This is a genomic window from Agreia sp., from assembly GCF_964263775.1.
Taxonomy (GTDB): domain Bacteria; phylum Actinomycetota; class Actinomycetes; order Actinomycetales; family Microbacteriaceae; genus Agreia.
In genome coordinates this window covers 1-7065 of sequence record NZ_CAXVWM010000190.1, presented here as the reverse complement: position 1 = coordinate 7065, position 7065 = coordinate 1, and the positions used below count along the sequence as shown (strand labels likewise).

At 69.2% G+C, this 7065-nt stretch carries 7 protein-coding genes and 1 pseudogene; 4 read left to right on the top strand and 4 right to left on the bottom strand.

All coding sequences use genetic code 11. The annotated features are described in order from the left end of the window. Nucleotides 1-544: SOS response-associated peptidase (locus ACE5CZ_RS13745; RefSeq protein ID WP_374947899.1), on the top strand; the 544-nt coding region annotated here is incomplete at its 5' end. 3 nt (nucleotides 545-547) lie between these two features. Here ACE5CZ_RS13745 and ACE5CZ_RS13740 read toward each other — a convergent pair. Continuing rightward, a complete protein-coding gene (locus tag ACE5CZ_RS13740; RefSeq protein ID WP_374947898.1) occupies nucleotides 548-1729 on the bottom strand; it encodes a M20/M25/M40 family metallo-hydrolase in 1182 nt (393 codons plus the stop codon). 91 nt (nucleotides 1730-1820) lie between these two features. Here ACE5CZ_RS13740 and ACE5CZ_RS13735 point away from each other — a divergent pair, with 91 nt between their 5' ends. Next, nucleotides 1821-2477 carry a hypothetical protein gene (locus ACE5CZ_RS13735; RefSeq protein ID WP_374947897.1) on the top strand — a complete coding sequence of 219 codons (657 nt, stop codon included), beginning with the start codon at nucleotides 1821-1823 and terminating at the stop codon, nucleotides 2475-2477. A gap of 40 nt (nucleotides 2478-2517) precedes the next feature. Here ACE5CZ_RS13735 and ACE5CZ_RS13730 read toward each other — a convergent pair whose 3' ends face one another. Continuing rightward, nucleotides 2518-3966, bottom strand: coding sequence for a phytoene desaturase family protein (locus ACE5CZ_RS13730; RefSeq protein ID WP_374947896.1), 1449 nt, complete (start codon nucleotides 3964-3966; stop codon nucleotides 2518-2520). A 10-nt stretch (nucleotides 3967-3976) separates the two neighbouring features. Further along, entirely contained in the window at nucleotides 3977-4996 is a 1020-nt protein-coding gene (locus ACE5CZ_RS13725; protein WP_374947895.1) for an SDR family oxidoreductase, read from the bottom strand. Between the two features lie 167 nt (nucleotides 4997-5163). Between ACE5CZ_RS13725 and ACE5CZ_RS13720 the strand changes: the two genes are divergently transcribed. Together ACE5CZ_RS13720 and ACE5CZ_RS13715 are read left to right on the top strand one after the other, a co-directional pair. Then, nucleotides 5164-5607 carry an SRPBCC family protein gene (locus tag ACE5CZ_RS13720; RefSeq protein ID WP_374947894.1) on the top strand — a complete coding sequence of 148 codons (444 nt, stop codon included), beginning with the start codon at nucleotides 5164-5166 and terminating at the stop codon, nucleotides 5605-5607. 39 nt (nucleotides 5608-5646) lie between these two features. Next, nucleotides 5647-6261, top strand: coding sequence for a hypothetical protein (locus ACE5CZ_RS13715; protein ID WP_374947893.1), 615 nt, complete (start codon nucleotides 5647-5649; stop codon nucleotides 6259-6261). On the opposite strand, the pseudogene ACE5CZ_RS13710 reads toward ACE5CZ_RS13715, so the two are convergent. Then, a pseudogene (locus ACE5CZ_RS13710) lies at nucleotides 6223-7065 on the bottom strand (hypothetical protein); the annotation flags it as partial. The gene ACE5CZ_RS13715 and the pseudogene ACE5CZ_RS13710 sit on opposite strands and share 39 nt — an antisense overlap.

Below are 7065 nucleotides of genomic sequence, written 5' to 3'. Positions count from 1 at the left end.
GCTCGAGCCGGTGCGCTGGGGCTTCGTTCCCAGCTGGTACCCCGACCTGAAGAAGCGGCCGCAGCCCATCAATGCCCGCATCGAGACGGTGGCGACGTCGGGCATGTACCGCAACGCGTTCCTCGGCAAGAGGTGCATCGTGCCGGCTGCCGGCTACTACGAGTGGACCATCCTGCCCGACGGCTCGAAGCAGCCGCACTTCATCTACGCGCCCGATCGCGGCCTCGCCATGGCGGGCATTTTGTCGGCGTGGCCCGACAAGTCGAAGCCCGAAGATTCCCCCGACAAGTGGACGATCTCGATGGCGATCATCACGCGCGACGCGCACGTCGCCCCGGGCGAGGTGCACGATCGCATGCCTGCGTTCCTCACACCCGACGGCTACGACGCGTGGCTCGGCGACGCGCTCGAACGAGACGAGTTGCTCGCGTTGCTCGACAGGGACTCATTCGAGGTCGCCCACGAACTGCAGCACTACGAGGTGTCGAAAGACGTCAACTCGGTGAAGAACAACGGCCCGGCGATGATCGAGCCCCTGCGCTGACGGCTACGCGCAGAAATCGCCGATCGTGCGCTCGAGCACCCGGGCCACCGTCTCGACCGAGGCCAGGTCGACCCACTCGGTCGCCGCGTGGGCACCGCCGCCGGTCACGCCGAAGAGCACGGCGGGAATGCCGGCCTCGGCGAGCAGGGCGCAGTCGGTCCAGAACGGTTCGCCGCGTAGCACGGGCGCACGCCCGGTGACCGCCTCGACGCTGGCGAGCACGCTGTGCACCACGGCCGACGAGCGGTCGGCCTCGAACGGCGGCTCGGTGAGGCCGGGCACGATGCGACACGAGAATCCCGGATGCTCGGCCGACACCGCGACCAGCAGCGCGTCGATCTCGGCGACGACGGTGTCGACATCCTGGCCGGGCAGGGTGCGCCACTCGACCCCGACCGTGCACTCGGCGGGGTAGCTCGACATCTCGACGCCGCCGCGCACGAGAGACGCGTGCACGTTGGCCGAGCCGAGAATCGGATGCCCGGGGCGGCTCGCGAGGTCGCGCGCCAGATCTCCGAGTCGGGCGAGGAATCGGCCCGCCTGCACGATCGCGTCGCGGCCGAGGTCGGGGCGGGATCCGTGCGCGGCCCGTCCGGTGATCACGACGTCGAGCCAGACGAGACCGCGATGCGCGAGGGTGACCTCGCCGTCGCTGGGCTCCACGACGACGGCGCCGTCGGCCGTGACGTGTTTCAGCACCTCGACGGTGCCCGCGCTCTCGAACTCCTCGTCGGCGACGAGCGCGAGAACGATGTCGCCGCGATGCGGGCGTTCGGCGGCCGTCGATGCCGCGATCATCATCGCGGCGATCCCCGATTTCATGTCGTAGCTGCCGCGGCCGAACATCGCGCCCTCGCGCACCACAGGCGCGAGGCCGTCGCCCTCATAGCTGTCGAGCGAGACGGTGTCGATGTGTCCGTTGAGCATCAGCGTTCGGCCGCCTCCTGAGCCGCGCCAGATTGCGACGACCGACGGCCGACCGGGCGAGGCCTCGAGTCGGGAGATCTCGCATCCGTGGGGCGCCAGCCAGCCGGTGATGAAGTCGGCGACGGCCGCTTCACCGCGTCCCGTGCTTCCCAGGTCGGGATTCGACGAGTCGATCTCGACCAGCCGCTGCACCAGAGAGACCAGTTCGGGGTCGGTGACGGCGCTGTTCGGCTGTGGGTCGTCGTCGATCTCGCTCATGACTCCATTGTGTCGCGGCAGTCGCCGAGCCGGGACCGCGTTCAGACGAGCAAGTGTGATAAATCCTCAGTTATTGGGTATCGTCGACTCCATGCCCACTACGTCGACCGCCGATGAGCGCGCCCTCGTGCGCCGCCTCCTCGCCGAAGCCGACGTCACGGGCGCCGATGATTTCGGCCGTTTCGTGAATGACAGTCGCTATTTCGGCGCCACAGGATTCGACTCCCGGGCTGCCACTCCGGTTCTGGTCGGGGTGCTTCCCCGGCTCACCGACCCCCTCGTTGTCGAGATCGTCGCCCTGCACCTGAAGAACCCGGCTGCCCGCCCGGCCGCGTTCGGCGCACTCCACGAGTCGTTCCTCACCTGGGGAACCGTGACGAGGGGCCGCGTGGGGTGGCAGCTCGGAGAGGCCCTTGTGCACGCCGCCCCGCTCGGCGAGGTGTCCGCGCTTCTCGACATCGTTGCCGACAAGCGCTACGGCGTTAATCGCCAGCAGGTCGTGCTGGGCCTGCCGCGATTCAGGCGCGCAGTCGAGACGGAACGCGCGCTGCGCACGCTCGTGCACGATCCAGACGTCGCGCAGCAGGCCATGTATGCGCTGCGCCGCGTGATCGGCCCACGACTGACGGTAGACGCGCTCGAAGCGGTGCGCCGGGCCCACCCCGGCACGACGCTCGAGCGGCAGGCCCGCCACGAGATCCGCAAGATGAGCCGCACGCTGCGTCGTCGCGACGCCGTCGTCGCCTGAATTCGCCCATCGTCCCTGCGGCGTACAGACGCAAAACCGTCTACGGGGCGAGCGACGGCGCCCGTCGAATTGCGAAGCTGTGCGCGAGGGCGCTTTTCGCCGCGTACCAGCCCGCGAGCCCGTGCACGCCGGGCCCCGGCGGGGTCGACGACGAGCAGAGATAGACGCCGGATGCCGGGGTGCGCCACGGATCGAGCGACAGCACGGGCCTGCGTACCAGCTGGGCGAGGGTGGCGGCGCCCGCCGCGATGTCGCCGCCGATGTAGTTCGGGTTGTAGTTCTCCATGTCTTTCGCGGTCATGCTCGCCGAGGCGAGGATCAGATCACGAAAGCCCGGGGCGAACCGCTCGAGCTGCGTGATGATGGCCTCGGTCTGGTCGATGGTCGAGTCGCGCGGCACGTGCGTGTATGCCCACAGCACATGCTTGCCCTCGGGCGCGCGCGACGAGTCGAAGCGCGACGGCTGGGCCACGAGCACATAGGGGTTGGCCGTGTGCCGGCCCGCCGCGACCTCTGCTTCGGATGCCGCGATCTCGGCGCGGGTTCCGCCCACGTGCACGGTTCCCGCCTTGTGCAGCTCGGAATTCGTCCAGGGCACGGGTCCCGACAGGGCGAAGTCGACCTTGGCCACGCCGTTGCCGTAGCGAAACGCGCGCAATGAGTTCGCGTACGCCGTCGGCAGGCGTCGACCCGCGATCTCGACCAGCGCGCGCGGAGTCGTATCGAACAGCACGGCCGTCGACGACGGCAGTTGATCGAGCGAGCGGATGTCGGCATCCGTCTCGATCTGCCCGCCGTGCGCCACGAGGTCGGCGGCCATCGCATCCACGATCGCCTGGCTGCCGCCGATGGGAACGGGCCACCCGCGGCCGTGGGCGTAGCTGCCCAGGCTGAGGGCGGCCGCTGCCGTGATCGGGCTGGGCATGGGCCGGATGGCGTGGGCCGCGACACCGGCCAGCATCGCGGGCGCGACATCTCCCTGAAAGCGGAGGTTCCACGTGGGCAGGCCCTGTTCGAGCACGCGCAGGCCGAACAGCGCGGCCGTGATGGGCTGGCGCGGCGCCGTCAGCAGATTCGAGCCCGCGAGTCGCGCCACCTGGTCGGCGCGCTCGACGAGCGGCGCCATCAGCGAGTGGAACGCGGCGCCGTCTCGACCGAGGGCCCCGACCGTGCGCGCGAGGTCATGGTAGGCGATGCCGGCTCGGCCCCCGTCGAGCGGATGCCCGTAAGACACGTCGGGCAGTGCGAGTTCGATGCGCTTCTGCAGGCCGAATCGTTGAAAGAATCCGGATGCGAGGGCCATCGGGTGAACAGCCGAGCACACGTCGTGCAGAAAGCCCGGCAGGGTCAACTCTTTCGACCGTGCGCCCCCGCCGATCGTCGAGTTCTTTTCGAAGACGCGAACCGAGAGCCCTGCGCGAGCCAGGGTCACGGCCGCGGCCAGACCGTTCGGTCCTGCTCCGACGACGACCGCATCCACTTCGCTCATGCGGTTCAGCCTACGGCCGGCGCAGTCGCGAGACCACGCCCGTGGCTGCAACGACCGCCCCGCCGAGAACGGCCCCTCCGACGCCGACTGCCGCGGCCGCGGTCGTCTTGCGGTGGCCGATCGCCCAGGTCGCCGGGCTCCCGTTGCGCGACTCGCTGCCGAAGATGCCGCGCGCACCCTTGTCGCCCGACGCCGGCTCGTAGAGGTTGTTCGGCAGCATCGCCTCGAGCTTCTCGGGCGCCTGCTGCCCCGAGTAGCCCGTCTTTGCCAGGTAGTGATCGAGGAGACCGGCGATGAAGCGGTTTCCCAAGACGGTCTTGATCGTCGGCTCTCCCACCCAGGTGCGGCGGCGCGGCCGATCGGCGACGTCGGCCACGGCCTTGGCACCGACCTCGGGCTGGTAGATCGGGGGCACGGGCTGCGGGTGATGGGGCAGCTGCGTCTTCACCCAGTTGAACTGGATGGTGTTGAGCGCGGGCATGTCGACGCTGGAGATGCGCACCGGGCTCTTCGCGTGCAGGAGCTCGGTGGTCACCGATTCGGTGAAGCCCTTGATCGCGTGCTTCGCGCCGCAGTAGGCCGCCTGCAGCGGAATGCCCCGATGGGCGAGCGCCGATCCGATCTGGATGACGTGACCACGTTGCCGAGGCACCATGCGCTTCAGGGCCGCCCGGGTTCCGTTGACGAAGCCGAAGTAGTTCACCTGCGTGGTGCGCTCGAAGTCTTCGGGCGCCGTCGTCAGAAACTCACCGAAGACCCCGACCATCGCGTCGTTGATCCACAGCTCGATCGGGCCCAGCTCCGCCTCCACGCGATCGGCTGCCGATTCCACGGCCTCGCGATCGGCGACATCCGTGCTGATGCCCAACGCCCGACCCCCGCGAATGCGGATGTCCGACTCGGCCCCGCGAAGTCCGTCCTCGCCGCGAGCGAGCACGGCCACGTCCCAGCCACGGTCGGCGAGCTCCCGCACGATGGCTCGGCCGAGGCCGGCGGTTCCTCCGGTGACGACGGCGACTCCACGACTCATGTACACACTCCTCCTGTTGCGGCGCACCGAGTGCGCACGAGGTCGAGTGTGCACTCCCGCGCCCCCGTTCGGCCCCCGGTCGACACAGCGGCTCGAATGGCGTAGATGCACCGCGTCGCCGCGCAACCCCTAGATCGATACCACCGGATGCCCGACGCTTGGGTCTTATGTCGACAAACGTCAGGACCATGGACTGTTCCCCGCACGACGTCTTCTCTGTGCTCGCCGACGGGTGGCTGTTTCCGACCTGGGTGGTGGGTGCGTCGCGCATGCGCGACGTCGACGTCACCTGGCCCGCCGAACGCGCGCAGTTGCACCACTCCTTCGGCTCGTGGCCCGCCGTCATCGATGACGAGACCACCATGCTCGAGTGGGATCCGCCCCGGCGCATGGTCATCCAGCCCAAGGGGTGGCCCATCGGCGAGGCGCGGGTTCAGATCGACGTGAAGCCGCGCGGCGATGGCTGCGTGGTGCGCATCACAGAGAAGGCGGTCAAGGGCCCGGGGGTGCTCGTGCCTCCCGCGCTGCTCGACATCGGCCTCTACATCCGCAACGTCGAGACTCTGCGTCGCCTGGCGTACATCGCCGAGGGCAAGGCAGACGGCAAGTGACGTTCCCGGCGATATCCGCCGCGAGAATAGGGTGAGCACATGTCTGACGAACCCCTGAACGATCTCGACGCGACGAGTCAACACGAGCCCGCTCCGCTGAGACCTCCCGACAAGCGTCCCCGGCCGTCGAGTTCGCCGCCGCCGCGCCCGGTCATGAGCGACAACACGAGCGCCCCCATCATCAGGCCCGTTCTGCCGAGCGGAGCCATCCAGGCCTCGCGCTACCTGTGGTTCGGCAGTTTCGTCGCCGGCGTCATGGTGGCCCTCTTCGCGTTCCTCGCGCGCAGCAACCAGACCGATCGCATCCAAGATGTGATTCGCGACCTCGACCCCGATCGCGATGCGGACACGCTCGAGACAGCGGCGAACATCGTTCTCTGGGGCAGCCTCGGTGCCGTGCTCGTCGTTCTTCTCGTCGAGCTGGCCCTGCTTTTCTCCATGCTCCGCGGCCGGGGGTGGATCCGGTTCGTGCAGCTGCCCATGCTTGTGGTGCACGCGATCGTCGCCATCGTGGCCGACGCCCTGATAGTCGGCGACGACGTCGACGGCGTCTTCTTGCGCGCGCTCCTCGCCGCGCAGCTGCTGTTGGCGGTCGCGGGCTTCCTCGCCAGCTTCCTACCCGGTACGCGAGCCTGGTTCCGACGCGAGAAATAGGCGCGTCCGTGCGGGCTCGACCGTCGCGGTGGCGGTCAGCTGGGCGACGACGCCCTCGCAGCTGCGGGCGATCGTGCGGCACACCTCGGTGACCGCCCGGTCGCTCAGCGGGCTCTCGGCGAGCGCGCGCCAGCGATCGAGGTGAAAGACCGCCCGGGATCGCACGTCGGAATCGGCGGCGTCCTCGGTGAGTCCGAGCCGATCGTGCACGGCTACCCCCTGGCCGCCCAGCAGACGTTCTCCCTCGGCCACGAGATCGGCCGTCAGCGTGATGGGTTCGGTGCGCAGGGTCGCCAGAAGGCGCAACTCGAGAAAGTCATGGGTGTTGGACTGGAGGCGTTCGATCGAGGCGAGCAGGTCGTCCGTGTTCTCGCGCGGGTGTTCCTGCACCAGGCGCTCGACTGCGGCGAGGGCCGTACGGGCCTTCAGGAGGTCGGCGCGTGCCTGGAACTGACGCGACACGAGAGCCATCAGCTCGTCGAGTCCGCTGCGACGGGCGAGTTCGTGCGCCAGATCCTCGGCATCGTCGATGCCGGCGGCGATGAGCACGATCGCGAGCCGGATGCCGAACAGGCCGAACCTCTGCAGCAGCGCGCGGCGAGCATCCGCCGAGACTCCGGAGCCGGACGCCGGGCCGGGGGTCTCACCCGTGCGGCTCGTCGTGCGGGGGTCGGCCCGGGTGAAGCGATCGGCCGAGAGCAGCAGCAACTCGCGATCGGCCCTGTCGAGACCGGCGAGGATGCGCAGGGCTGCGAACTCGGATTGCCGCAGGGTGCGGGCGGATTGAGCGAGGAGACCCGCTAC

Coding starts and splice junctions, on each gene's coding strand:
- ACE5CZ_RS13720 (WP_374947894.1), top strand. CDS start 5,164: ATGTCGACAAACGTCAGGACCATGGACTGTTCCCCGCACGACGTCTTC.
- ACE5CZ_RS13725 (WP_374947895.1), bottom strand. CDS start 4,996: ATGAGTCGTGGAGTCGCCGTCGTCACCGGAGGAACCGCCGGCCTCGGC.
- ACE5CZ_RS13735 (WP_374947897.1), top strand. CDS start 1,821: ATGCCCACTACGTCGACCGCCGATGAGCGCGCCCTCGTGCGCCGCCTC.
- ACE5CZ_RS13715 (WP_374947893.1), top strand. CDS start 5,647: ATGTCTGACGAACCCCTGAACGATCTCGACGCGACGAGTCAACACGAG.
- ACE5CZ_RS13740 (WP_374947898.1), bottom strand. CDS start 1,729: ATGAGCGAGATCGACGACGACCCACAGCCGAACAGCGCCGTCACCGAC.
- ACE5CZ_RS13730 (WP_374947896.1), bottom strand. CDS start 3,966: ATGAGCGAAGTGGATGCGGTCGTCGTCGGAGCAGGACCGAACGGTCTG.